The organism is Mycobacterium sp. NGS67 (assembly GCF_059812185.1).
The window spans coordinates 42,586-67,347 of record NZ_JCALCF010000013.1 but is presented as its reverse complement, the minus strand read 5'-3'; the positions used below and the strand labels follow the sequence as shown (position 1 = coordinate 67,347).

General features: G+C 67.5%; 20 protein-coding genes. 12 read left to right on the top strand and 8 right to left on the bottom strand.

Annotated features, from left to right (window positions below; all coding sequences use genetic code 11):
- Positions 1 to 49 precede the first annotated feature (49 nt).
- The 3 genes from AC5Y4D_RS14480 to AC5Y4D_RS14470 form a co-directional block, all read right to left on the bottom strand.
- Entirely contained in the window at positions 50 to 1,294 is a 1,245-nt protein-coding gene (locus AC5Y4D_RS14480; protein WP_500037510.1) for a glycosyltransferase family 4 protein, read from the bottom strand.
- 94 nt (positions 1,295 to 1,388) lie between these two features.
- Positions 1,389 to 2,939 (bottom strand): 1,4-alpha-glucan branching protein domain-containing protein, encoded by a 1,551-nt coding sequence (locus AC5Y4D_RS14475; RefSeq protein ID WP_500037539.1) that lies wholly within the window; start codon positions 2,937 to 2,939, stop codon positions 1,389 to 1,391.
- Between the two features lie 26 nt (positions 2,940 to 2,965).
- Positions 2,966 to 3,775: a class I SAM-dependent methyltransferase gene (locus AC5Y4D_RS14470; RefSeq protein ID WP_500037509.1), complete on the bottom strand. Its 810-nt coding sequence runs from the start codon at positions 3,773 to 3,775 to the stop codon at positions 2,966 to 2,968.
- A gap of 200 nt (positions 3,776 to 3,975) precedes the next feature.
- On the opposite strand from AC5Y4D_RS14470, the gene AC5Y4D_RS14465 reads away from it, so the two are divergent.
- From AC5Y4D_RS14465 to mnmA, 6 genes are all read left to right on the top strand, one after another.
- The gene (locus tag AC5Y4D_RS14465; RefSeq protein WP_499941970.1) at positions 3,976 to 4,767 is read left to right on the top strand and encodes an electron transfer flavoprotein subunit beta/FixA family protein; all 792 of its coding nucleotides are present in this window, start codon (positions 3,976 to 3,978) and stop codon (positions 4,765 to 4,767) included.
- 33 nt (positions 4,768 to 4,800) lie between these two features.
- On the top strand, positions 4,801 to 5,757 hold the full coding sequence (locus AC5Y4D_RS14460) for an electron transfer flavoprotein subunit alpha/FixB family protein (RefSeq protein ID WP_500037508.1): 957 nt from the start codon (positions 4,801 to 4,803) through the stop codon (positions 5,755 to 5,757).
- Between the two features lie 148 nt (positions 5,758 to 5,905).
- The gene (locus AC5Y4D_RS14455; RefSeq protein ID WP_500037507.1) at positions 5,906 to 6,745 is read left to right on the top strand and encodes a GNAT family N-acetyltransferase; all 840 of its coding nucleotides are present in this window, start codon (positions 5,906 to 5,908) and stop codon (positions 6,743 to 6,745) included.
- Positions 6,742 to 7,590, top strand: coding sequence for a lysophospholipid acyltransferase family protein (locus AC5Y4D_RS14450; protein WP_500037506.1), 849 nt, complete (start codon positions 6,742 to 6,744; stop codon positions 7,588 to 7,590). The genes AC5Y4D_RS14455 and AC5Y4D_RS14450 overlap by 4 nt, the downstream gene beginning before the upstream one ends.
- Positions 7,591 to 7,726: 136 nt before the next feature.
- Complete coding sequence (locus AC5Y4D_RS14445) at positions 7,727 to 8,905, top strand: cysteine desulfurase family protein (protein ID WP_500037505.1); 1,179 nt, start codon at positions 7,727 to 7,729, stop codon at positions 8,903 to 8,905.
- Positions 8,905 to 9,978 (top strand): tRNA 2-thiouridine(34) synthase MnmA, encoded by a 1,074-nt coding sequence (mnmA, locus tag AC5Y4D_RS14440; protein ID WP_500037504.1) that lies wholly within the window; start codon positions 8,905 to 8,907, stop codon positions 9,976 to 9,978. Before AC5Y4D_RS14445 ends, mnmA begins: the two co-directional genes overlap by 1 nt.
- Positions 9,979 to 10,040: 62 nt before the next feature.
- Here mnmA and AC5Y4D_RS14435 read toward each other — a convergent pair whose 3' ends face one another.
- Positions 10,041 to 10,631: a sensor domain-containing protein gene (locus tag AC5Y4D_RS14435; RefSeq protein WP_500037503.1), complete on the bottom strand. Its 591-nt coding sequence runs from the start codon at positions 10,629 to 10,631 to the stop codon at positions 10,041 to 10,043.
- 300 nt (positions 10,632 to 10,931) lie between these two features.
- On the opposite strand from AC5Y4D_RS14435, the gene AC5Y4D_RS14430 reads away from it, so the two are divergent.
- Entirely contained in the window at positions 10,932 to 11,939 is a 1,008-nt protein-coding gene (locus AC5Y4D_RS14430) for a uroporphyrinogen decarboxylase/cobalamine-independent methonine synthase family protein (RefSeq protein ID WP_500037538.1), read from the top strand.
- Positions 11,940 to 11,998: 59 nt separating this feature from the next.
- Here AC5Y4D_RS14430 and AC5Y4D_RS14425 read toward each other — a convergent pair whose 3' ends face one another.
- Positions 11,999 to 12,619 carry a TetR/AcrR family transcriptional regulator gene (locus AC5Y4D_RS14425; protein ID WP_499941979.1) on the bottom strand — a complete coding sequence of 207 codons (621 nt, stop codon included), beginning with the start codon at positions 12,617 to 12,619 and terminating at the stop codon, positions 11,999 to 12,001.
- A 103-nt stretch (positions 12,620 to 12,722) separates the two neighbouring features.
- Here AC5Y4D_RS14425 and ligA point away from each other — a divergent pair, with 103 nt between their 5' ends.
- The 5 genes from ligA to AC5Y4D_RS14400 all read left to right on the top strand — a co-directional run bounded on the left by ligA (position 12,723) and on the right by AC5Y4D_RS14400 (position 19,337).
- Complete coding sequence (gene ligA / locus AC5Y4D_RS14420) at positions 12,723 to 14,810, top strand: NAD-dependent DNA ligase LigA (RefSeq protein ID WP_500037502.1); 2,088 nt, start codon at positions 12,723 to 12,725, stop codon at positions 14,808 to 14,810.
- A gap of 4 nt (positions 14,811 to 14,814) precedes the next feature.
- Positions 14,815 to 15,243, top strand: coding sequence for a tautomerase family protein (locus tag AC5Y4D_RS14415; protein WP_499941982.1), 429 nt, complete (start codon positions 14,815 to 14,817; stop codon positions 15,241 to 15,243).
- Positions 15,244 to 15,248: 5 nt separating this feature from the next.
- On the top strand, positions 15,249 to 15,857 hold the full coding sequence (locus tag AC5Y4D_RS14410; protein WP_499941984.1) for a TetR/AcrR family transcriptional regulator: 609 nt from the start codon (positions 15,249 to 15,251) through the stop codon (positions 15,855 to 15,857).
- A 178-nt stretch (positions 15,858 to 16,035) separates the two neighbouring features.
- Complete coding sequence (locus AC5Y4D_RS14405; RefSeq protein ID WP_500037537.1) at positions 16,036 to 16,440, top strand: MmpS family transport accessory protein; 405 nt, start codon at positions 16,036 to 16,038, stop codon at positions 16,438 to 16,440.
- On the top strand, positions 16,437 to 19,337 hold the full coding sequence (locus tag AC5Y4D_RS14400; protein ID WP_500037501.1) for an MMPL/RND family transporter: 2,901 nt from the start codon (positions 16,437 to 16,439) through the stop codon (positions 19,335 to 19,337). The genes AC5Y4D_RS14405 and AC5Y4D_RS14400 overlap by 4 nt, the downstream gene beginning before the upstream one ends.
- Here AC5Y4D_RS14400 and AC5Y4D_RS14395 read toward each other — a convergent pair.
- From AC5Y4D_RS14395 to AC5Y4D_RS14385, 3 genes are all read right to left on the bottom strand, one after another.
- Positions 19,334 to 21,175 carry a putative bifunctional diguanylate cyclase/phosphodiesterase gene (locus AC5Y4D_RS14395; protein ID WP_499941987.1) on the bottom strand — a complete coding sequence of 614 codons (1,842 nt, stop codon included), beginning with the start codon at positions 21,173 to 21,175 and terminating at the stop codon, positions 19,334 to 19,336. The genes AC5Y4D_RS14400 and AC5Y4D_RS14395 overlap by 4 nt on opposite strands.
- A gap of 158 nt (positions 21,176 to 21,333) precedes the next feature.
- Positions 21,334 to 21,990 carry an ACT domain-containing protein gene (locus AC5Y4D_RS14390; RefSeq protein WP_499942353.1) on the bottom strand — a complete coding sequence of 219 codons (657 nt, stop codon included), beginning with the start codon at positions 21,988 to 21,990 and terminating at the stop codon, positions 21,334 to 21,336.
- 72 nt (positions 21,991 to 22,062) lie between these two features.
- A complete protein-coding gene (locus tag AC5Y4D_RS14385) occupies positions 22,063 to 24,669 on the bottom strand; it encodes a protein kinase domain-containing protein (protein WP_500037500.1) in 2,607 nt (868 codons plus the stop codon).
- Positions 24,670 to 24,762: the final 93 nt, after the last annotated feature.

Genomic DNA, 24,762 nt, shown 5'->3' with positions numbered 1-24,762 from the left:
ACTGGATCCTGGCTGGCCGGCAGATTTCAATCTCGGCGGTCGGCCAGCGCTACCGGTCCGGCAGAGCGTGCTCGACGATGGGTAGCCGGGGCTGCGGTTGTCGTTCGGCACGCTTGGCAGCCATGTAGACCTGGGCGGTCCGGGTGGCCACGGTCTGCCAATCGAAGTCGGAAGTGAGGCGTTCGCGCGCGGCGCGGGCACGTCGTTGCGCGGCAGCGGGATCGTCGAGCACGGTGCGCACCGCCGTGGCCAACCCGGCGACGTCGCGGGGCGGACACGACACCCCCGTGACACCGTCGATCACCGCTTCACCCAGCCCGCCGATATTCGACGTCACCAACGGGGTGCCGGCCGCCGCCGCCTCCAGCGCAGCCAGCCCGAACGGTTCGTAGTGGCTGGGCAGCACCGCCGCGTCGGCGCGATGCAACAGCTCCATCAGCTCGGTGTGCTCGCAGTGCCCGGCGAAGTGGACGGCCTTGCGCACCTTGTGCTTTCGCGCCTGCTCGATTAGCCAGTCCTGCTGGGTGCCGTCCCCGGCGATGGTCAGCGTGGTACCGGGGTGGGTACGTCTGATCCGGGGCAGCGCGGCAATGGCGTCGTGCACACCCTTTTCGTATTCCAGGCGTCCGACGTAGAGCAGTTCGGCCGGACCGGTGCGCGGGCGCCGCGCCGCGAACGGCCAACGCGCCGCGTCGATCCCGTTGGGGATGACCGAGATCTCGGCCAGCCCGGGCCCGAACAGCTCGGTGATCTCCTCACTCATCGACGCCGAACAGGTGATGAGCGAATCGGATTCGCGCACCAGCCACGACTCCACGGCATGCACCTGGCGGCTGATGGATCCGCTGACCCAGCCGGAGTGCCGCCCCGCTTCGGTCGCGTGCATCGTGGAAACGACTGGCACGTCATAGAATTGGGCGAGTGCGATGGCCGGGTGCGCCACCAGCCAGTCGTGCGCGTGCACCACGTCGGGACGCCAGGGGCGGTCGGTGCCGTATCGCTTCAGCGACAGCCCGGCGCGGATCATGGCGTGGCCCATCGCCAGCGTCCAAGCCATCATGTCGGTGCTGAAGCTGAACTCGTGTGGGTCGTGCGCGGCGGCGATCACCCGCACACCCTCGCTGATCTCGTCCGAGGACGGGTGGGTGCTGGGATCGGTGCCGGTGGGTCGGCGGGACAGTACGACGACCTCGTGGCCCGCGGCGGCCAGCGTCGTCGACAGGTGATGGACGTGCCGGCCCAGGCCGCCGATCACCACCGGCGGGTACTCCCAGGAGATCATCAGGATCTTCATGCGAAGCGTCCGTACCGGCGCGAGCGTCCGGAAAATGACACCTGAAGCGGCGTGTCGCCGTCCATATGGGGCCGCTCGCGCGGCCGGCGGGAGCTCATCGCGGCAGCCTGCGGGCGTCCAGCGCGCCGAACAGGCCGTCGGCGAGGTTCCAGCCGTCGGCCAGGCGCTGCGCGGCGTCCCGACGGCCCGACGCCAACGCCCCGGCGATCTCCCGGGTGGCGTGGGCATGCAGGTGGGCGCGGTAGCGGGCGTAGTCGGCGGCGGAGTCCTTGCTGACCATGAACGGCCAGTCGCTGGACACGGTCAGCAGCGTCTCCCGCAGGATCTGGTCTGCCACCTGATCGCGAGGGATCGGCCCGTCCAGCGACGCTGTCTGCGCCAGCGCCTTGTCCACCGTGGTCAGAGCGGTGTCGACGACCTCGGCGTTGAGCTGGACCAGATCGGCCACCTGCTCGCCGTTCCACACCTGCCAGTCTTTGCCGGAACCCCAAGAGCTGGGCGGCAATTCGACCGGCCCGCCGACGAATCCACCGTTGATGGCGTCGCGCAGCGTGCCCACCCGCACACCGGCGTCCGGCAACGCGCGCAGCACCCGCGCCAACCAGGTCGGGCCCTCGTACCACCAGTGGCCGAACAACTCGGTGTCGAAGGCGGCGATGACGTGGGCGGGCCGGCCGATGCGCTGCGACTCGGTCTGCAACCGGTTGCGCACCACCTCGACGAAGTCGGCGACATGGACGTCGACGGCGCGGTCGGCGCGCTCCGGGTCGTAGGGCGCCTTGTCCTGCGAGCCGACGTGACGGCCGGTGACCCGGGCCGGTTTGAGGCCGGTGAGGTGGTCGTAGGTGTGGAAATCGCGGTATGCGGCGTGGCCCGGGTAGCCGGACTTGGGCGACCAGACCCGGTAGCTGACCTGCAGATCCCGGCCGAACGCCACCACGTCGCTGTGCCCGACCGGCCGGCCCAGCGCGGTGTCGCCGTGCAGCGACGGCCCGTCGACCATGAAATGACTGACCCCGGCGGCCGCGTAGTCGTCTTCCATGCCCGGGGCGTAGGCGCATTCGGGCGCCCAGATCCCGGTCGGGTTGTGCTGCAGTCGCAGTCGCGCGTCGGCCAGGCCTTCGCGCAGCGCGAACTCGCGCAGTCGTGGCGCCAGCAGCGGCTGGAACGGGTGGGCCAGCGGACCGCCGAGCAGCTCCACCGTGCCCGCGTCGATCAGGCCGCGCAGCAGCGGGCTGCCACCGTGCCGCCACAGTGACGCGAAATCCTCCAGAGCCTGGTCGGCCTCCGCTGACTCGCGAATGCCGAAGGCGCGCAACGCTTCTGGCGTGCACGACTGGTAGTTGGCCGACTTAGACGCCGGGATGGTCCGCACGCTGGCGGCCTCGGCGGCGCGCAGCTGCCAGTTGGCCAGCCAGTGGTACATCCCGTCCAGGCAGTACGGGTCGTCGAGCTGTGCGTTGACCACCGGCGTCATACCGAGCGTGATCAGGCCGCGCCGGTCCTCGTCGGCCAGCGCGCGCAGCACCCGGAACAGCGGCAGGTAGGCCGCCGACCACGACTGGTAGAGCCACTCCTCGCCGACCGGCCAACGCCCGTGGTGCGCCAACCACGGCAGGTGGGTGTGCAGCACCAGGGTGAACATGCCCGGCACCCGGTGCTGCGGCCCCGTCAAGGGCGCACCGCGATTGCGATCAGGTCCAGGCTTGCGTCGATGTCGCGTTGCTGTCGGTCGACGAGCTCGAAGTCAGTTGTCGTTACGGCGGCGACGTCGGCCACCAGCTCGGGGGACCAGGGGGCGTCGGCCACCGCCCGCTCGATCTGCGCGTCGATGATGGATCCGCCGTGACGTGCATCCATCGCGCGCAGCCGCGGGCCATGAAACAGGCCCAGCAGAGCCACCTCTTCGAACCCGCCGTCCATGAGCAACTCGGTGAGCTCGTCGGCGTTGAGTTCGCGGGTGTGGAACGGGTTGACCGGGGTGTCGCGGCCGGGGGAGAAGGTGATCCGGTTCGGCGTCGACATCATCAGCAGTCCGGATGGCCGCAGCACCCTCGCGCACTCGCGCACGAACTGGCCCTGGTCCCACAGATGCTCGATGACCTGAAAATTGACCACGACATCAACCGAATCGTCGGGTAGCGGCAACTCGGTCAGGTTGGCCTGCAGCACCTCGACCCGGGGGTAGCGAGTGCGGACGTGGGCCACCGCGGCCTCGTCGTAATCCACCGCCACCACCCGCCGGGCGACACGTGCGATCAAATCCGCACCGTAACCTTCGCCACATCCCGCTTCCAGAACGTCGCGGCCGGCGCAGCGGGCGGCCAGCCGCTCGTAGACCACCTCGTGGCGACGGAACCAATAGTTCTCAATGTCCAGGTCGGGGATGGTTCGCTCGCCGGTCAGGGTCAACACGGCGTCCAGCGCCGCCGGGTCGTCGGCGTGCGTCTGCGGGGGTCCGCCGGGGACGAATGCGCTCATTGCTAAGGCAGGCTAATGCCTAGCAGCCGATTCGCGAACCATGTACCGGATCCAGGCGAAAGAATGCCCAGCACTACCCGCTATGGTGTTTGAGCAGACCGCAAAAAGTTACCGCCGAGTAACATGCCTGTGCGGTCGCAATAACGCAAAGTCCTGCAGTCGACCGCTGCGGACTCCTTCTAGGAGGACAAACCACACTCATGACGAACATCGTGGTCCTGATCAAGCAGGTCCCAGACACCTGGTCGGAGCGCAAGCTGTCCGACAGCGATTACACGCTGGACCGCGAGGCCGCCGACGCGGTCCTGGACGAGATCAACGAGCGTGCCGTGGAAGAAGCCCTGCAGATCCGCGAGCGCGAGGGCGGCGAAGGAACGGTGACCGTGCTGACCGCCGGTCCCGAACGCGCCACCGAAGCGATCCGCAAGGCGTTGTCCATGGGCGCCGACAAGGCCGTCCACCTCAAGGACGACGGCCTCAAGGGATCCTGCGTCGTGCAGACCGCGTGGGCGCTGGCCCGTGCGCTGGGCACCATCGAAGGCACCGAGCTGGTGATCGCCGGCAACGAAGCCACCGACGGCACCGGTGGTGCGGTGCCCGCCGTCATCGCCGAGTACCTGGGTCTGCCGCAGCTCACCCACGTGCGCAAGCTGTCCGTCGAGGACGGCAAGGTGACCGCCGAGCGCGAGACCGACGACGGCGTGTTCGCCCTCGAGGCCACACTGCCGGCAGTGGTGAGCGTCAACGAGAAGATCAACGAACCCCGCTTCCCGTCCTTCAAAGGCATCATGGCCGCCAAGAAGAAGGAAGTCACCGTGCTGACGCTGGGCGAGATCGGCGTCGAGGGCGACGAGGTAGGCCTGGAGAACGCCGGGTCGACCGTGCTGTCCTCGACCCCGAAGCCGCCGAAAACCGCCGGCGAGAAGGTCACCGACGAGGGCGAGGGCGGCAACGAGATCGTCAAGTACCTGGTCGGTCAGAAGATCATCTGAGCACTTCGAAGAGACGAGAGAGCGAAATAACTCATGGCTGAAGTATTGGTGCTTGTCGAGCAAGCCGAGGGTGCGCTGAAGAAGGTCACCTCCGAATTGATCACCGCCGCACGTGCATTGGGCGAGCCGGCCGCCGTCGTCATCGGTGCGCCCGGCACCGCCGAGCCGCTCATCGAGGGACTGAAGTCCGCCGGTGCGGCCAAGATCTACGTTGCCGAGTCCGATGTGGTCGACAACTACCTGATCACCCCCTATGTCGACGTGCTGGCTGCGCTGGCCGAGTCCTCGGCGCCGGCCGCGGTGCTGGTGTCCTCCAACGCCGACGGCAAGGAGATCGCCGGACGGCTCGCGGCGCGGATCGGGTCGGGTCTGCTGGTCGACGTGGTGGGCGTGCAGGAGGGCGGCAAGGGGGTGCACTCGATCTTCGGTGGCGCCTACACCGTCGAGTCGCAGGCCAACGGCGACACCCCGGTGATCTCGGTGCGCGCCGGTTCCATCGACGCCGAGCCGTCCGACGGCGCCGGTGAAGTGGTGAACGTCGACGTGCCCGAACCCGCCGAGAACGCCACCAAGATCACCTCACGCGAGCCCGCGGTGGCCGGCGACCGGCCCGAACTCACCGAGGCCAGCGTGGTGGTGTCCGGTGGACGTGGTGTCGGCAGCGAAGAGAACTTCAAGGTCGTCGAGGAGCTGGCCGACTCACTCGGTGCTGCCGTGGGTGCTTCGCGCGCCGCGGTCGACTCCGGCTACTACCCGGGCCAGTTCCAGGTGGGCCAGACCGGCAAGACGGTCTCGCCGCAGCTGTACATCGCCCTGGGTATCTCCGGCGCGATCCAGCACCGGGCCGGCATGCAGACGTCCAAGACCATCGTCGCGGTGAACAAGGACGAAGAGGCGCCGATTTTCGAGATCGCCGACTACGGCGTGGTGGGCGACCTGTTCAAGGTGGCTCCGCAGCTGACCGAGGGGATCAAGGCCCGCAAAGGCTGAGTTTGTCTGCGCGAGCAGACGCAAAAGCCCCCATTTCCTGCGGAAATGAGGGGCTTTTGCGTCTGCTCGGCCAACTGGTCACCTGGCGTGCACCGACATGTCAGGGCGTTGATGCCGATTAGCTGACCGGCTGCGCCACGTTGGGGGCATGAGCATCGCTTCTGTCCTCATACCCAGCGACAAACCGCGTGGTCCCTCGACACAGTCGTCCGTTGGACCGCACTACTCCCTGCTGCTCTCCAGTGACCCCGCCCTGATCGAGGCCGCCCAGCGGCTGCGCTACGACGTCTTCAGCGGCACACCCGGATTCACCCTGCCTTCGGACGGCGATGGCCGCGACACCGACCGCTTCGACGAGTACTGCGACCACCTGCTGGTCCGCGACGACGCCACCGGGCAGCTGGTGGGTTGCTACCGCATGCTGCCGCCGGCCGGTGCGATCGCGGCCGGAGGTCTGTACACCGCAACGGAATTCGACGTTCGCGCCTTCGACCCGCTGCGGCCTTCGCTGGTCGAGATGGGCCGTGCCGCGGTGCGCGACGGTCACCGCAACGGCGCGGTAGTGCTGCTGATGTGGGCGGGCATTCTGGCCTACCTGGATCGCTTCGACTACGACCACGTGACTGGCTGCGTGTCGGTGCCGGTTCAAACCGACGGCGACGCACCCGGTAGCCAGCTGCGCGGCATACGCGACTTCGTGCTGCAGCGCCACGCCGCCGGTCGGCGGGTCCGGCCCTACCGGCCGGTGCGCGTCGACGGCAGAGGCCTCGACGACATCGCGCCACCGGCGCGGCCGTCGGTCCCGCCGTTGCTGCGGGGTTACCTGCGCCTTGGTGCGCGCGTTTGCGGGGAACCCGCCCACGACCCCGACTTCGGTGTCGGGGATTTCTGCGTGCTGTTGAGCAAGAGCAACGCTGATACCCGCTATCTCAAGCGTCTGCGCTCGGTTTCGGCCGTCGCGCAGATCGGCAGTGAGACCGGCAGGTGACCGCATTGGCCGGCCACGCCTGGTTGCCGCGCACATCGTGCGACGTCAGCTGCACGGGTCCAGACGGCGCGGTTGCGCTGCGGTCGACGCGAGTGCTGCTGCGGGTCACGCTACGGCTCACGTTATTGATGCTGCTGGCCCCCGGGCTACCGCTGCTCGCAATGCCGCTGCCCGGCCGGACCCAGCTCCAGCGCACCTACTGCCGGTTGGCGCTGCGCAGCCTCGGGGTGCGAATCATCGTGTCAGGCAACCCCATTCGTAATCTGCGTGGGGTGCTGGTGGTCAGCAGTCACATGTCCTGGCTGGACATCTTCGCCGTCGGCGCCGTCCTGCCCGGATCGTTCGTCGCCCGTGCCGACATGTTCACCGGACCGGCGACCGGGCTCGTGGCACGCCTGCTGCGAATCATCCCGATCGAACGGACGAGTCTGCGGCGCCTGCCCGCAGTGGTGGACGCCGTCGCGCGCCGGTTACGCGCCGGCCACACGGTGGTGGCGTTCCCGGAGGGCACCACCTGGTGCGGTCTGGCCTACGGGAACTTCTACCCGGCAATGTTCCAGGCCGCGATCGACGCCGCCCGGCCGGTGCAGCCGCTGCGGCTCACCTACCACCACGTCGACGGCAGCGTGTCGACGGCGCCGGCCTACGTCGGCGGGGACACGTTGCTGCGCTCGGTGTGCCGCGTGGTCCGGGTGCGCCGCACCGTGGCCAAGGTGCACGTCGAGTCCCTGGTGTTGCCGGGTGCGGACCGTCGGGAGCTGGCCAGCCGGTGCCAGACCGCCGTGCGGATAGGGACGCCGTCGACGGGGCACTTGACGGGTCACGCATTCGAGCTGACCGCATAACCCTGGTCTGAGAACCAGGCGTCCTGCCCGTGACCTGTCACAGTGGCCACAACTGTTCCGTGCGGTGGCGCATTCGCGTCGGCCCAGTTTCCGGGCTGCATCGTCGCTCGAGGGTGCCGGTATCGTAAAGCGGGTCATGGTCTACCTCGATCACGCTGCCACCACCCCGATGCACCCCGTTGCCATCGAGGCGATGACGGCCGTCCTGGGCACCGTCGGCAACGCGGCTTCCCTGCACACCACGGGTCGCGCGGCACGTCGTCGGGTTGAGGAGTCCCGGGAATTGATCGCCGACAAGCTGGGCGCGCGTCCGTCGGAGGTGTTGTTCACCGCAGGCGGCACCGAAAGCGACAACCTGGCTGTCAAGGGCATCTACTGGGCCCGCCGCGACGCCGAACCGACCCGGCGGCGCATCGTCACCACCCAGGTCGAACACCACGCGGTGCTGGACTCGGTGAACTGGCTCGTCGAGCACGAAGGTGCCGAGGTGAGTTGGTTGCCCACCGCATCCGACGGCTCGGTGTCCGCGGCGGACCTGCGCGAGGTGCTGGCGGCTCACGACGACGTGGCGCTGGTATCGGTGATGTGGGCCAACAACGAGGTCGGCACCGTGATGCCGGTCGCCGAGCTGGCCGCGGTGGCCGCGGAGTTCGGGGTTCCCATGCACAGCGACGGCGTGCAGGCGATCGGTCAGCTGCCGGTGGACTTCGCGGCGAGCAACTTGTCGGCGATGAGCGTGGCCGCGCACAAGTTCGGCGGCCCGCCGGGGATGGGTGCGCTGCTGCTGCGCCGCGACGCGGCTTGTGTGCCGCTCTTGCACGGCGGCGGGCAGGAACGCGATATCCGTTCCGGCACACCGTATGTCGCCGGCACCGTCGGCATGGCCACAGCGGCTCGACTGGCCGTCGACGGGTTGGACGCCAACAGCGCCAGGCTGCGCGCCTTGCGTGACCGCCTGGTCGACGGTGTGCTCACCGAAATCGACGATGTCCACCTCAACGGTGCTCGTGGCCCGTTACGGCTTCCGGGCAACGCGCACTTCACTTTTCGCGGTTGCGAAGGCGACGCATTGTTGATGTTGTTGGACGCCAACGGGATCGAGTGCTCGACCGGGTCGGCTTGTACCGCCGGTGTCGCGCAGCCGTCGCATGTGCTGCTGGCCATGGGCGCCGATCCCGCCAGCGCGCGCGGATCGTTGCGACTGTCGTTGGGGCACAGCAGCGTCGACGCCGACGTCGACTCGGCGTTGCAGGTGCTGCCCGCCGCCGTGGCGCGTGCGCGGCGCGCCGCCCTGGCCGCAGCGGGGCTTTCGTAGTGAAGGTCCTGGCCGCGATGAGCGGCGGTGTCGATTCCTCCGTCGCCGCCGCCCGCATGGTCGATGCCGGACACGACGTGGTCGGTGTGCATCTGGCACTGTCAACCGCGCCGGGCACACTGCGCACCGGTTCCCGAGGATGCTGCTCGAAAGAAGACGCCGCGGATGCGCGGCGGGTGGCCGACGTCCTCGGAATACCGTTCTACGTCTGGGATTTCGCGGAGAAGTTCAAAGCAGACGTGATCGACGATTTCGTGTCGTCCTATGCGCGCGGGGAAACCCCGAACCCGTGCGTGCGCTGCAATCAGCAGATCAAGTTCTCGGCCCTGTCGGCGCGCGCGCTGGCACTGGGCTTCGACACGGTGGTCACCGGCCACTACGCGCGGCTCTGCGACGGCCGGCTGCGCCGGGCCGTTGACCGCGGCAAGGATCAGTCCTACGTGCTGGCCGTGCTGAGCGCCGCCCAGTTACGCCACGCCGCTTTCCCGATCGGGGACACCGCCAAGGAGCAGATCCGCGCGGAGGCGGCCCGGCGCGGCCTGGCGGTCGCCGACAAACCGGACAGCCACGACATCTGCTTTATCCCCTCGGGGAATACCCAGGCGTTCCTGGGCGCTCACATCGGCGTTCGTCCGGGCAGCGTGGTGGACCAGGACGGCGCGGTACTGGCCGAACACGACGGCGTCCACGGTTTCACCATCGGCCAGCGCAAGGGATTGGGTATCCCCGGGCCCGGGCCAGACGGTCGACCGCGTTACGTGACGGCGATCGATGCCGATACCGCGACCGTGCACGTCGGCGACCTGGCCGACCTCGACGTGCACGCCCTGACCGGCCGGCAGCCGATCTTCACCGCCGGCGCGGCACCGTCCGGACCGATCGAGTGCGAAGTCCAGGTTCGTGCGCACGGCGAAACCACCAGTGCGATAGCCGAATTGGTCGGCGACGAGCTCTCCGTGCAGTTGCGCTCCCCGCTGCGGGGCGTGGCGCGCGGTCAGACGCTGGTGCTCTACCGCGCCGACCCCGAGGGCGACGAGGTACTCGGCAGCGCGACCATAGCGACCGCTGTCTGATACCGGAGCTTCTCAGCGAGTCGCCGCAGGGTCCGAGTGCGGCATGGTGACGAGTTGTGTTGTCACTGCGGCACGTTGGCGGCCATGTTCGTCATCACGATCTCCGATACGGACTCGGTGAATCCGCAGAATGTGACTTCCAGCAGCGCCACCGACAACACCCGATAGTCGCGGCCGCAGTTGCCCGGTCGCATGCGCAGCGAGTCCGCGTCGGCCTCCCAGTCGCTGACCAGCAGCCAGCCCATCGAGCTGGTTGCGCACGCGTTGACCGTCGCCACCAGTGCGTCGAACGCGCTTCGGGCGGTTGCGGTGTCGTGGTAGCTCGCCGCGCCTTCGGAAATCAACCGGCCGTCGGGCGGATCCTGAAAGGTCGTCTTGTGGAACGCCTTGACGTCCGGGCCGAACGTGGCGGTCTCGGCGAACACGAAGCGGCATTCCCGCGGCGCCGTCGACGCGAGGCTGTCGACGTCCACCGGGTACCTGCCGTCCATCGACGGAATGATGGTCAGATGCTCACCGGCGCCGGTGATCGCGCGCATCCGTGACTGGTCCAGCAGCAGCGTGCCGGCGTCGAGCACGCCGAGCGGGAGGGCGCCGAAAGCCGGGAGCGCTTCGCCGTCGATTACCCGGGTGCACGCCGCCGTCAGCAACATCGCTAGCCCTAACGCGGCGACCCGCTGCGCCCGGCTTCGCCGCGCTTGCGATCGCGGTGACATTATTCCGGCGACCCGCTGCGCCCGGCTTCGCCGCGCTTGCGCCCGCGGTGACATTATTCCGGCGACCCGCTGCGCCCGGCTTCGCCGCGCTTGCGATCGCCGGGGACACCACAGCCGTCTGACCATCCGCCGCCCTTCTGCGTCGAACCTACCCGCGGGACGCGACCGTAAACACCCCTGCCGACCAGCACGCTATGCGATGTCGAATACGGTTGCCGGGTGAGTGTTTTGGCGGCGCTGCCGGTCAAGGCGACCGGGATCGGGTCCTGGCCCGGCACCGCGGCGCGCCAGGCCGCTGAGGTCGTCGTGGGTGAACTGGCGGACGCGATGGCTCATCTGGTCGAGTTGCCCGCCAGGGGAGTAGGCGCCGACCTGCTCGGGCGCGCCGGTGCGCTACTGGTCGACGTCGCCGTCGACACGGTGCCGCGGGGCTATCGGATCGTCGCCCGTCCCGGAGCGGTGACGCGCAGAGCGATCAGCCTGCTCGACGAGAACATGGACGCGCTGGAGGAGGCGTGGGAGACGGCCGGTCTGCGCGGCGGCGGCCGGGTGGTCAAGGTGCAGGCCCCCGGACCGGTCACGCTGGCCGCGGGCCTGGAACTCGGTAACGGCCACCGCGCGATCACCGATCCGGGCGCACTGCGGGATCTGGCGGCTTCCCTGGCCGAGGGAGTCGCCGCTCATCGCGCGACGCTGTCGCGTCGGCTGGACACACCGGTAGTGGTGCAGTTCGACGAACCGACCCTGCCGACCGCGTTGGGTGGTCGGCTCACCGGCGTCACCGCACTGAGTCCTGTCCGTCCGCTCGACGAGGCGGTGGCCCTCACCCTGCTGGACAGCTGCGTACAGGCCGTCGGCGGGGACGTCCTGTTGCACTGTTGTGCGCCCGATTTGCCCTGGAACCTGTTGCAGCGCAGCGCAATCCGCGCCGTGTCGGTGGACGCCGGGACGTTGCAGGCCGCGGACTTGGAAAGCATCGCGGCGTTCGTGGATTCCGGCCGTTCCGTCCTGCTCGGTGTGGTCCCCGCCAGCGCGCCGGAGCGGCGGGTGTCGGCAGAGGAGGTGGCCACCTCGTTGGTCGCGGTGACCGATCGACTCGGCTTCGCCCGCTCGGCGCTGCGCGGCCGCGTCGGGGTCACCCCTGCGTGCGGTCTGGCCGGCGCCACGCCCTCCTGGGCTCGCACGGCGATCGAACTCGCCCGCAAGGCGGCCGAAGCGTTTGCCGACGACCCCGACCAGATCTGACCCGGCAAGCGACGACGCCAGGACCTGGTCTCAATATCGTTCGGTGCCGAATCCGGGATTTACCGACGGCCCGAGCGCGGCTTGACCGGCATCAGGACCGGCAACAGCACATTGCGCGCGATTTCGCGCAGGTAGTGGTCGTCCATCCCGGTATTGGGTGGGGCATTGGAAAACGAGTGCGCCAGCCGGATCATGGCCGTCGCCACCGCATCCACGCTTGCCGCCGTGTACTCAGACGAATCGGGTGCGCGCCGCAACGCCTCGCGCGTGATCTTGGTCGCGTATTCCAGCAGCAGGCCCGCCTCCGGACCTACGAGGTATCCCATCGCCGCGGTCGGGTCGCGCTTGAGCAACGCGTCCAGAATGTGCTGTTCGCGGCGGCGGGCTACCCCTGCCACGAAGCCCTCCTCTACACCCGAGCGCAGATCACCGCCGGTGATGCTCTGACCGACGCTGTCCAGATAACGCTTCGCCTCGCGCAGCATCACTGCCTTGGCCAGCGCATCCTTCTCGAATCTCCGCGAGACGACCCACGGGTCGACACCGAGCCGTCTGGCCACACTGTCGATACTCGACCGCTGGATACCGTGATCCATGAACTCCGCCAGCGCCGCATCGAGGATGCGGTCGGTGAGCTCGTCTTGTTGCGTCAGCTGAGGCAACGAATGTCGCGGTGCCATCGTCAAACTGTAATCGCAACCCAGGGCGGCGGGTCTGCGCTTTCGTCGCTTTGCTGGGCGACAGAGCCGCTGAGGTGTCGGCGTGCTCGGCTAGCCTGCCAGAGTGAGCTCTCCTGCAGCCGATCACACCGCCCCGGAAATTCTGCGGCAATGGCAGGACCTGGCCGAGGAGGTCCGCGAACACCAGTTCCGCTACTACGTGCGGGACGCGCCGATCATCACCGATGCCGAATTCGACGTGATGCTGCGCAGGCTGGAGGCGCTCGAAGCCGAGCATCCCGAGCTGCGCACCCCGGATTCGCCCACCCAGCTGGTCGGCGGTGCGGGGTTTGCGACGGACTTCGAGCCGGCCGAGCACCTGGAGCGGATGCTCAGCCTGGACAACGCGTTCAGCAGCGACGAACTGTCCGCTTGGGCAGCCCGGGTGCACGCCGAGGTCGGCGACTCCGCGCACTACCTGTGCGAACTCAAGATCGACGGCGTCGCGTTGTCCCTGGTGTATCGGAACGGCCGACTCACTCGTGCGGCGACCCGAGGCGACGGCCGCACCGGCGAGGACGTCACGAACAACGCCCGCACCATCGACGACATCCCGCACCGGCTCACCGCCGCCGACGAGTATCCGCTGCCCGACGTGCTCGAAGTCCGGGGCGAGGTCTTCTTCCAAGTGGCCGATTTCCAGGCGCTCAACGCCAGCCTGGTCGAGGACGGAAAGTCGCCGTTCGCCAACCCGCGCAACAGCGCTGCCGGCTCGCTGCGCCAGAAGGACCCGGCCGTCACCGCGCGGCGCAAACTGCGGATGATCTGCCACGGCCTGGGGCATACCGAAGGTTTTCGTCCGGTGACCCAGCACGATGCATACCTGGCGCTCAAAGCGTGGGGACTGCCGGTTTCCCAGCACACTACCCTGGTCGACGACCTGGCCGGCGTGCAGGAGCGCGTCGACTACTGGGGTGAGCACCGGCACGAAGTCGCTCACGAGATCGACGGAGTTGTCGTCAAGGTCGACGAGGTGGTGTTGCAACGGCGGCTGGGCTCCACCTCGCGGGCGCCGCGCTGGGCTATCGCCTACAAGTACCCGCCCGAGGAAGCTCAGACCGAACTGCTCGACATCCGGGTCAACGTGGGACGCACCGGCCGGGTCACCCCGTTCGCGTGGATGACACCGGTGAAGGTGGCCGGTTCCACGGTGTCGCAAGCCACGCTGCACAACGCCTCGGAGGTCAAGCGCAAGGGCGTGCTGATCGGCGACACCGTGGTGATCCGCAAGGCTGGTGACGTCATCCCCGAGGTGCTGGGACCCGTGGTCGACCTGCGCGACGGTTCCGAACGCGAATTCGTCATGCCCACAACATGTCCCGAATGCGGAACCACCTTGGCGCCGGCGAAGGAAGGCGACGCCGACATCCGTTGCCCCAACACCAAGCGGTGTCCGGCGCAGCTGCGAGAGCGGGTTTTCCATGTCGCCAGCCGCAACGCGCTGGACATCGAGGGCCTGGGTTACGAGGCTGGCGTGGCGTTGTTGCAGGCGCAGGTGATCGACAGCGAAGGTGATCTGTTCGATCTCACCGAAGACGACCTGTTACGCACCGAGTTGTTCCGGACCAAAGCCGGCAGCTTGTCGGCCAACGGCAAACGGTTGCTCGCCAACCTCGACAAAGCCAAGGCCAAGCCGTTGTGGCGGGTATTGGTGGCGTTGTCGATCCGCCATGTCGGGCCGACCGCGGCCCGGGCACTGGCCACCGAATTCGGCAGCCTCGATGCGATCGTGGCGGCAACCACCGAGGAGTTGGCCGCGGTCGAGGGCGTGGGAGCCACCATCGCCGCCGCCGTCACCGAGTGGTTCACCGTCGACTGGCACCGCGAGATCGTTGAAAAGTGGCGCGCGGCCGGAGTGCGCTTGGTCGACGAGCGCGACGAGAGCGTGCCGCGCAACCTGACCGGGCTCACCATCGTGGTCACCGGTTCGCTGGCCGGTTTCTCCCGCGACCAGGCCAAGGAAGCCATCGTGTCCCGGGGCGGCAAAGCGGCCGGCTCGGTGTCGAAGAAGACGTCCTACGTGGTGGCCGGCGACGCGCCCGGATCCAAGTACGACAAGGCCGTCGAACTCGGCGTGCCGATCCTGGACGAGGACGGATTCCGGGACCTGCTGGCCGAGGGTCCCGCGACGCCGGCAGATGGCGCAGACTAGGACGATGCCGTTCTATCAGTGCCTGGTCCCGGCCGGATCGCTCAGCGTCGACGCCCGGTCGAAGCTGGCCGAGGCGATCACCGGAATTCACTGTGCCGTGACAGGCGCGCCCCGCGGATTCGTCAACGTGTTGTTCGTCGAATACGAACCCGGGATGTACTTCACCGCCGGCAAACCCAACAACGCCGCGGTGATCAACGGCAACATCCGAGCCGGCCGGGACCGCGAGACGAGGGCGCGGCTGCTGACTGAACTCTCCACGGCGTGGGTGTCGATCACCGGCCAGGACCCCCGCTCACTGCTGATCGGGCTCAACGACGTCGATCCCACCTCGATCATGGAGGCCGGGCTGATCATGCCTGCCCCCGGCGAGGAACACGAATGGCTAGAGCGCAACCAGCAGGTGCTGGGGGAGTTGCTGGCCAGCCAATAGGTTCTATGGTTGGCGCTATGACCCAGACCGCCGACCCGTCCGCGGACGTCTCGCCGTGGTCGCCGCGCGAGGCCGAGTTACTGGCAGTGACGTTGCAGCTGCTACAGGAACACGGCTACGACGGGTTGACCGTGGACGCCGTCGCCAACACCGCCCGCGCCAGCAAGTCGACGGTGTACCGCCGCTGGCCCTCCAAAGCCGAGTTGGTGTTGGCGGCGTTCATCGAAGGCGTCCGTCAGGTCGCGGTGCCGCCGAACACCGGCACACTGCGCGGCGACCTGTTGCACCTCGGCGAGACCATCTGCCGGCAAGGCAGCCAGCTCGCCAGCACGATCCGCGCGGTGCTGGTGGAGGTGTCGCGCCACCCCGCCCTCAACGACGCGTTGCAACAGCAGTTCCTGGAGCAACGCAAAGCAGTGTTCCAGCACGTCCTGCAGCAGGCCGTCGACCGGGGAGAGATCACCCAAGCCGCCATCACCGACGAGTTATGGGACCTGTTGCCGCACTACCTGATCTTCCGCAGCATCGTTCCCGGAAGTCCGCCGACCCGCCGCACCGTGCAACTGCTCGTCGACAACTTCATCATCCCGGGCCTCACCCGACCCACCGGATGAGAGGCCGGGCGATCAAACCGTCGACCGGAACGCCCGCGTCTATTGTGCAGTACGGTCCAGTACCGTACTGTGCTGACCAGGACGCCGCGCGGGGCGCCCTGCTCGGGGTGACCCCCCGGAGTCGAAAGGTCAACGGGTGAAAGTGTTTTCACTCTCGAGCCTGGTCAGGCGGGGCTGGATGGCGATCGTCGCCGTCCTCGTGGTCGCGACCGCCGGGTTCGCCATCTACCGCCTGCACGGACTCTTCGGTGCCCACCGCAACGAGGCGGCCAACAACGGCATCTCGAACCAGATCGTCCCGTTCAATCCCAAGAACGTGGTGCTCGAGGTCTTCGGTGCGCCCGGAGCCACGGCGACCATCAACTACCTTGATGTGCACGCCCAGCCGCAGCAGGTCCGCAACGCACCGTTGCCCTGGTCGTTGACGATCACCACCACCGAACCCGCGGTGCTGGGAAACGTTGTCGCACAGGGTGATGGCAGTGTCCTGGGCTGCCGGATCACCGTGGACGGCAAGGTCAAAGACGAACGCACCGTCACCACCAAGGACGCCTACACCTTCTGTCTGGACAAGTCCGGATGAGCGATCGGAAACCGCCGCGCCTGGCTCATACCATCCGGCGGCTGTCGGTGCCGATCCTGCTGCTGTGGATCGCGCTCGCCGCGATCACGAATGCGTCGGTCCCGCAGCTGGAGGAAGTCGGCAAGACCCACAACGTGGCGTTGAGTTCACCCGACATGGCCTCGTTGCAGGCGACCAAGCGCATCGGTCAGGTGTTCAAAGAATTCGACACCGACAGCACGGCCATGGTGGTGCTCGAGGGTGACAAGCCGCTGGGTGCAGAGGCGCACCGGTACTACGACACGTTGATCCACAAGATCGGGCAGGACCGCAAGCACGTCCAGCACGTCCAGGACTTCTGGGGCGACACCCTGACGGCGGCGGGATCGCAGAGTACCGACGGCAAGGCCGCCTACGTGCAACTCAACCTGGCCGGCAACCAGGGCTCGGCGTTGGCCAACGAGTCCGTCGGCGCGGTTCGCGACGTCGTCGAACACACCCCGGCGCCGGCCGGGATCAGGGCCTATGTCACCGGCGCGGCGCCGATCATCTCCGATCAGTTCGACGTGGGCAGTAAGGGCACCGCCAAGGTCACCTCGATCACCGTCGGTGTGATCGCGTTGATGTTGCTGTTCGTCTACCGGTCGTTTCTCACCATGCTGCTCGTCTTGGTAACGGTACTGATCGAAATGGCCGCCGCCCGTGGCATCGTCGCCGTGCTGGGCAACGCCGGGATCATCGGGTTGTCGACGTATGCGACCAATCTGCTCACGCTGCTGGTGATCGCCGCCGGAACCGACTACGCGATCTTCGTCGTCGGTCGCTATCAAGAGGCGCGCAGCGTGGGCGAGGACCGAGAAGCCGCTTACTACAACATGTTTCGCGGCACCGCGCACATCGTGCTGGGTTCGGGGCTGACCGTTGCCGGGGCGGTGTTCTGTCTGAGTTTCACACGGTTGCCGTATTTCCAGAGCTTGGGCATTCCAGCGGCGCTGGGCATCCTGGTCGCTCTTGCGGCCGCGCTCACCCTCGCGCCCGCCGTGTTGACCCTGGGTGCGGCCGTCGGGATGTTCGAACCCAAACGCAAGATGCGCACCCGCGGCTGGCGGCGCATCGGCACCGCCGTCGTCCGCTGGCCGGGCCCCGTACTCACCGTGGCGTGCGCGCTGGCCTTCGTCGGCCTGCTCACTTTGCCCGGGTACAAGACCAGCTACGACACCCGTCCCTATATGCCGGCCAGCGCCCCGGCCAACGTCGGGTACGCCGCCGCCGAGCGGCACTTCTCCCGGGCCCGGCTGGAACCCGAGCTGCTGATGATGGAAGCCGACCGCGACCTGCGCAATCCGGCCGACATGCTGGTCGTGGACCGGGTAGCCAAGGCGGTGTTCCACACAGCCGGAATCGCCCAGGTGCAGACCATCACCCGGCCGCTGGGGACCCCGCTCGACCACACCTCGCTGGTGTTCCAGATGAGCGCGCAAAGCGCAAACCAGATCGAAAACCTTGGGTATCAGCGTGATCGCGCCAACGACATGCTGCGCCAAGCGGGTGAGTTGTCGAACTCGATCGACCTCTTGCATCGCCAGTACACGCTGCAGCAGGAGCTCGCGGCCACCACGCACAGCGAGGCGCAGAGCTTCCGCGACACCATCGCCACCATCAACGACTTGCGGAACAAGATAGCGAACTTCGACGACTTCTTCCGGCCGCTGCGCAGCTACTTCTATTGGGAGAAGCATTGTTTCGATATTCCGGTCTGTTTCGCGATCAGGTCGGTACTCGACGCGTTGGACGGGATCGACCAGCTCAGCGCGCGTTTCGAGGATCTGACGGCGACGCTGGACAAACTCGACGCGCTGCAGCCGAAGTTGGTGGCGCTGATACCCGAGCAGATCGCCAGTCAACAGACCAACCATGACCTGACGATGACGAATTACGCGACGCTGTCCGGGATCTACGCGCAGACCGCCGCCGCGATCGAGAATGCCACAGCGCTCGGACGGGCCTTCGACGAAGCCAAGAACGACGACACCTTCTACCTGCCGCCGGAAGTGTTCACCAACCCCGAATTCCAACGCGGCCTCAAGTTGTTCCTCTCACCCGACGGCAAGGCCGTCCGGATGATCGTCACCCACGACGGTGATCCGGCCACCACCGAAGGCATCTCGCATATCGAGCCGATCAAGAAGGCGGCGCACGAGGCGGTCAAGGGAACCCCCTTGGCCGAATCGAAGTTCTATCTCGGCGGCACCGCGGCCACCTACTCCGACATCCAGGACGCCTCGAAATACGACCTGATGATCGCCGGAATCGCGGCGCTGAGCCTGATTCTGCTGATCATGATGCTGTTGACCCGAAGCCTGGTCGCCGCGCTGGTAATCGTTGGCACCGTGGCGCTTTCGTTGGGGGCGTCGTTCGGATTGTCGGTGCTGGTGTGGCAGTACATGTTCGGCATCAAGCTGTACTGGGTCGTGCTGGCGCTCGCCGTGATCCTGCTGCTGGCGGTGGGTTCTGACTACAACCTGTTGTTGATATCCCGGTTCCGCGAGGAGATCGGCGCGGGGTTGAAGACCGGGGTCATCCGCGCGATGGCCGGGACCGGTTCGGTGGTGACGTCCGCGGGTCTCGTCTTCGCAATCACCATGTGCGCGTTCTTGTTCAGCGGTTTCCAGGTACTCGGCCAGATCGGCACCACAATCGGACTCGGGCTGTTGTTCGACACGCTGATCGTGCGCTCGTTCATGACGCCGTCGATCGCGACGCTGCTCGGACGATGGTTCTGGTGGCCACAACGGGTGCGCCCGCGCCCGGCCAGCACCATGCTGCGGCCGTACGGCCCGCGCCCGGCGGTCCGGCAGCTGCTGCTGTGGGAAGATGACGACCCAGTGGTGGCGTCCGAATCTCGTTCGCGCGCTTAGATATTGGTTGAGACGGAGCCCACGGTCAGTAGTCGTCGAGTGGCCGCGGCGGTCATCGGGCGACAGAACAAGAAGCCCTGCGCGCGAAAACATCCCTCGTCGAGCAGCGAACGGGCCGCCCCTGGCGTCTCGACGCCCTCGGCGACGACGTTGAGATCAAGGGCGTCGGCCAGGCCTATGACGGCCCGCACGATCGCCAGATCATCACTGCTGTGCTCCAGATCGCGGACGAACCCGCGGTCGATCTTCAACGTGCTCACCGGCAAAGTCCGCAACAGACCCATCCCGCTGAAACCGGTGCCGAAATCGTCGATGGCGATGTCGACGCCCATGTCGGTGAGTCCGCTCAGCACGGTCCTGGTGCTGACCAGATCCCTGATCAACATGCTCTCGGTGATCTCGAGACCCATTGCGCTGCCGTCGAGTCCGAACCTGTCCAGCACGCGGCTCACCGTGCCCACCAAATCGTGGGCCACCAGTTGTGCCGGAGACACATTCACGCGCAACATGGTGCCGGTCCCCACGCCGCCCGCCCGCCAGCTGGCCATGTCGGCGCATGCCGCGTTGAGCACCCACTCCCCGAGTTGCCCTGCCAGATTGAGGGATTCCGCGACGGGGATGAACAGGTCCGGCAGCAACAGTCCGCGGGTCGGGTGCTGCCAACGCACCAACGCTTCTACGGCCAGCACGTTGCCGGTCACCATGTCGATCTCGGGAAGGTAGACGACGGTGAGGGCGTCGGCTTCGATGGCGTGCTGCAGATGCAGTTCCATCTCGGCGTGGATCTCGCGCCGGCCGCGCATCTCGCTGGAGAAGACGCTGATCCGTTCTGCCCCCGAGGTTTTCGCCGCCAGCAGCGCTTCGTCGGCGTGCCGCAGCACGTCCAGGCCGGAGTCCCGGCCGGGATTTCCGATCGCGACGCCGATGCTGACGGTGCGGGTGAGCATCTCCCCGTCGATCTGCACCAGGTCGGTGAGTCGCTGGCCGAGACTCTCGGCCAGTCGTCGTGCCTCCCCGGAGTCCATCGCCGCGGCGGGCACCACGACGAAGTCGTCGCCACCCACTCGGGCGATCAGTCCCTGACCCGCCAGCGCGGCCCGGGTTTCGGTGGCAAAGTCACGCAGGAACTCATCTCCGGCGGCATGGCCGAGATAGTCATTGATGGCTTTGAGCCGATCGAGGTTGAAGGACAACACCGGCACCGGCCCGTCGTCGGCGGCCAGTCGCTCGTCGAGGTGCGCCAGCAGGGTACGGCGGTTAGGCAGGGCGGTCAGATCGTCGTACCCGGCTTGATAACTCAACTGGTCCTCGACCTGGATACGTGCCTGAACCTGGGAAAACATGGTGGCCACGACCGTCAGCGCGTTGATCTCGTCGTCGTCCCATTCCCGATCGCCGAATTTGACGAAACCGAGGACCCCGGTGGTGACCTCGCCGGATACCAGCGGGACACATGCCATCGAGATGGCCGGTGCGCCGCTCGCCTCGGCGATGGTTCGGCGATATTCCCCGCTCTGGGCTTCGGGTCGCAGAATGACCGGTTCTCGGGCGTTCTCGGCCATCGCGAACACCGGGTCGGCGTCGGCGAAGTAGATCGTGTGCAGCGGGTCCGGGTCCGGCACATCGAGCCGCGGTGGCCACTCGGCCACCAACACCGTCGCCTGGGTCCGGTGGTCGTTGTGCCTTAGAAAGCTGACATCGACCCCCAGAAAGCCCACCAGATCGGAAAGCACCTCGGTGCTGACAGTCGCGGCATTGCGGGCGGTGACCCCCATGAGTTTGGTCGCCACGGCGGTGACGATCGAATTCAAACCAGCGGGGGAAGTGGAGCTCTCCATTCAGTCGTGCCGCGTTTCCTGTCGAAAGTTCGCGGTGCCTGCTTGACGATTCCGAACCGGTCCGGTCCGGAACCGCAACAGCAAAATGTCGCTCCGCCCGAGTGGGACCCTCAATATAACGCGACGAATTCGAAGAAGACGAGTTGAGCCACGGGTCGTCAGCGCAACATGGTCGCGGCAATGCCGGCCAGGTAACCCAGCCGAGCTACCTCCGACGGGCGAAATTCCGGGCCCGGACGGCCCAGCACCATCGCAGTATGTGGGTCGCCCAGTGGGGCCGCGACCATCGTGGTGTCCATGTCACGCCAGGCCGGCGGGACCCATTCGGCAGCACTGTCCAACGTCGCGGCACGTTCGATCGGCAGCCACGGCGCCGAATCGGCGCGCGTTTCCGGCGCGCCCGGACTGCCGGCGAGTCGCTGCACCTTGCCCTGCGCGCTGTGCAGCACGGTGCACCAGCTAACCCGCAGGATCCTGGGCGCCTGATCGACCAGCACCTGCAGCTTCGCCGCCCGATCTGCGGCCGCGGCGACGAGGTCCAGTAGTTCCAGCTCACGGTGGGCCTCGAGCAGTCCGGTATGCGGACGGACGCTGTCGACTCGAACGCCGGACAGCGCTTCGGCGGCAGTGATCAGGGTGTCGGGCATCGATCCCGGCGGCAGCTCGATCACCAGGTCGTCGATGGCGTATCCCGAGGCGCGCTCGACCACGTCCAGCGAGAGGATGTCAGCCCCGACCGAGCCGAGCGCGACCGCGAGCGACCCGAGGCTACCTGGTCGGTCGACCAACTCGATGCGCAACAGATACGACGGCACGGCCAACACTGTCGCACAGCGGCGCGGATACGGCATGTCGGCTCATACCCGCACGTTGGGGTGGTGGGCGGTTCAGCCGGGTCGCGCGGCCACGACTTCGCGCAGCGCTATGGCCAGATGGCTCGCGGTGGGAATGCTGATATGCGGAGTGTCGGTGACGGCCTCGTCGATGACGGCGGCCAGCCGAGGCGGAATATCCGGATTGAGCCGACGGATCGGCCGGGCGGTCGTGGTCATCACGACGTCGACGGGATCCTGGCCGGCGGCGGCGTGCCGGGGCGCTTCCCCGGTCAGCAGGTAATACAGGCACGCCCCCATCCGCCAGGTGTCGACGTCCCGCGCCGCCCGCTCGGGTTTGAGCAGCTGGGCCAGCGGGGTGAACGCCGGGTCGGGCGGAATGGGCGTGGCGAAACCGAAGTCGGCGATCTTGGTGACCGGATCGGCTCCAGACCAGGTCAGCAGCAGGCTGGCCGGGGTGATGTTGCGGTGCATGACGCCCCGCGACCGGTCGCCGCGGGTGCAGCTGTGGGCTGCGTCGAGACCGTCCAGACACGGCAGGATCAGCGACATCGCCTGACGAACCGAGAGCCGGCCGAGCCGCCGGACCAGATCCTCGACGGTGTCGCCCGGGCAGTATTCCGAAGCGATCAGAACGAACTCGCCGACGGCCTTGGCTTCCCGAAACTGCACAATGTTGGCGTGGCGCAGGCTCGCGAGGTCAGACAACGGCTGCGGCCGGCGCATCTCGTCGGGCGCGATCGCGGCCTTGGGTGCGACCCGCAGGGCGCATATCTGTCCGGTCTGCTGGGAGCGGGCGCGGAAGACGGGCCCGGGCCCACGCCGGTCGAGCAGGTCCAGCAGGGTGTAGCCGGCGACGGTGACCGGTTCGACCGAGTCGCCCCCCACTCGTCGCACCAATTCGTGCGGGAGTCCCTGCTCTCGGCAGTTGCGGCACAACATCGCGTGCTGGCCCGCCTCGGCCACCTCGCCGCAGACCGTGCAGACCGGCGACCAGACCGGGCTGCTCACCGTCGAAATCTCCACCGTCTGAACGGGACTCGTTTGCTCCATGGTCTGGGCCGCCACCGACGCCAGTGCCCCGCGGGCAGCCGTGGCCAGCTCGCCGGCGGTCGGGTACCGCTGTTGTAGGTCGGTGGCCATGCCGCGCGCGATGACGTCGTCGAACGTGGCAGGCACCCACTCGTTGACCACGCTGGGCTTTGGTGGCTCGTCGCCGCAGTCGGGTGGCGTCCCGGTCAGGCATGCGTAGAGGATGCACGCCAGTGAGTAACGGTCCCCGGCATTGGTGCGGTCGCCGCTGTCGAGACGCTCGGGTGCGAAATAGACCTGGCCGGGCAGGTCCGAGTCGCGTCCGCCGTCCTGCAGTATCGGGTCGCACAGCAGGTAGGCCATGTTGTCGTGGCCGACCAGGATCTTGTCCGGCAGTACCGCTCCGGGTATGGGCGCCGCCTTGTGTACCGCGTCGAGCACGCGCGCGATCTGACTGACGATCTGCACCGCGCGTGAGGGGGTGAGCGGTCCGTAGCGCTCCAACATCGTGTCCAGGACGATCCCGTCGATGAACGGCATCTGCAGATAGAACTTCCCGTCCACCTCGCCGATGTGGTCGACCACGACGAGCTGCGGTTCACCGAGCGCTCTGAGCACTATGGCCGCCATGCTCGCGTCCCGTTTCACCCGACGGACCAGAGGATCCTCCGCATCGCCCGTCGCGAACATTTTCAGGGTGACCCGGGCCGAGGTCGTGGCGTCCTCGGCTTCCCAGCACGGGACGTTCGTGTCGGATAGCTTGCGTAGCAACCGATACGGCCCGAACGGCACCGGCTCCTCGGCGTCCTCGGTGCCCAGCGCGTCGCGGATCGCGTTGGCCAGATGGCCCGGGCCGGCAAAGCGCTCCGCGGGATCTTTGGCCATGCCACGGCTGATCGCGTCGTCGATGCCGGCCGGCAAATCTGGGCGCAGCTCGCTCGGCGGTGGCGGCGTCACGGTCAGGATCTCGGCCATGTGCTGGCGCGCGTCGGTAGCCGGATGGGGGAGCGCCCCGGTCAGGCAGGCATATGCGACTTGGGCGAGTCCGTAGACGTCGGCGCGCTCGGACCGCTCGTCGGCCGTCAACCGTTCTGGGGGCAACCCGACCAGATTGGCAAGCAGCGGCTCGGGGTCGGCCATGTCGTCGTCGCCCGACTGGCATTGCGCCAGGTAATCGCGGTAGCCGAGGCCCATCAGATGCGCCGACCCGTCGTCTGCGACGAAGACGTTCTGCGGTGCTACGCCGGAGTGGATCAGCCCTGCGTGGTGCGCAGCCTCCAGCGCGTCGGCAATCTGACACACCAGGTCGGCCGCCTCCGAGAGACCCAGTGGACCTTCGCGATCCAACATCGTCTGCAGATCGGTGCCGCTCAGCAGCGGCATCTCCAGATAGATGCGACCGTCGATCTCACCCCATTCCTCGACCGGAACGAGGTGGGGCTCGCGTAACTGGGTCGCGACGGCCATGTCTTGCCGCAGCCGATCGCGCAGCTCGGTTGAATCGGTCCAATCCGGCAGGATCTTCAACGCGACCTGTCGTCGGCTGGTGGTGTTCTCGGCGGCGTACACGTCGCAGCGCGCCCCGGCCAGCAGCCGTAGCAAGCGGTAATGCCCGAATTCGTTGAGCACGACTATCGATCCGATGCTTGGTGTGATCCCTGCATGAGGGTAACCCCACGCGAGGTGCTAGCCGACAGGCTTTGATCGCCGACGACTAGGCTT